Raw genomic sequence first — 1,313 nt, forward strand, 5'->3', positions numbered from 1 at the left:
GGCGGCAAGCTCGACCGGGCCGCCCTGCCGGCGCCCGCGCAGCGCTCCGACGAGACCGTACGGGCTCCCGGGTCGGCCCGCGAGGAGATCCTCTGCGGTCTCTTCGCGGGCCTCCTCGGCCTCGAACAGGCGGGCCCTGACGACGACTTCTTCCGTCTCGGCGGCGACAGCATCATGGCGATCCAGCTCGCGGTACGGGCCAGGGCGGCCGGTCTGGTGCTCTCCCCGCACGACGTGTTCACCGTCCGCACCCCCGCCCGGCTGGCGGTGCTCGCCCGCACCCCCGACACCGACCTCCCGCAGGAGGAGGACACCGGGTACGGGCGGCTGCCGCTCACCCCCGTGATGCGCTGGTGGCGCGAACAGGGCCCGGAAACCTCGGCGTTCACCCAGTCCATGGTCTTCCCGGTGGCCGCGGGCACCGGCCTCGGAACGCTCGCGGAGGCCGTCACCGGCCTGGCGGCGCGCCACGCCGCGCTGCGGATGCGCCTGGTGGGCGACACCCCCGCCGACTGGGAGCTGGAGGTGCCCGCCGGGGGTCTCCCGGGCAACGCCCGCACCCTGCGGGTTCCCGTCGCCCCCGACGCCGATCTCCTCGACCGGGCACGGGCGTTGGCGGTCGCCACCGCGCTCCGCCCCGAGGACGGCGAGATGCTGCGGGCCGTCTGGCTCGACGCGGGACCCGGCCGCCCCGGCGCCCTGCTCGTCACCGTGCACCACCTGGCCGTCGACGGACTGTCCTGGCGGGTGATCGGCCAGGAACTCGCGGCGGCCCTCGGCCACCGGGACGAGGGCGACCCGGCCCCCGCGAAGACCACCTCGTTCACCCGCTGGTCCCGGCTGCTGTCCCAGGAGGCCGACCGGCGGCTCGGCGAACTCCCGTGGTGGGAAAGACAGCTGGCGGACGGGACGGCCCGGATCGCCGGCGGCCGGGGGGCCGGCGAACGCCGGCAGACCCTCACCGTCGAGCTGGGCCCCGACCTCACCAGGAGCGCGCTCGTCACCCTGCCGGGCGGCTTCAACTGCCGCCCGGACGCGGTCCTGCTGACCGCGCTGACGGCGGCGGCCGTCCAGTGGCGGGGCACCGGATCCGCCCTGCTCGTCCACCTGGAGGGCCACGGCCGCGAAGTGATCTCCGCGCCGGTGGACGTGTCCGGCACGGTCGGCTGGTTCACCACGCAGTACCCGGTCCGCCTGGACCTCGGCGCCGCCGCGGTGCGGCCCGGCGGCCGGCCGGGCGAGGCGCTGAAGAGCGTCAAGGAACAACTGCGGGGCGTGCCCGCGGGCGGCCTCGGCTGGGGCCTGCTGCGCTA

Annotated in this window: 1 protein-coding gene; it reads left to right on the forward strand. The window is 76.5% G+C overall.

Annotated features, from left to right (window positions below):
• A partial coding sequence (locus GT042_RS21120; RefSeq protein ID WP_237531017.1) for a condensation domain-containing protein occupies window positions 1-1,313 on the forward strand: 1,313 nt, incomplete at both ends.

Source organism: Streptomyces sp. SID3212, from assembly GCF_009865405.1.
Classification (GTDB): Bacteria; Actinomycetota; Actinomycetes; order Streptomycetales; family Streptomycetaceae; genus Streptomyces.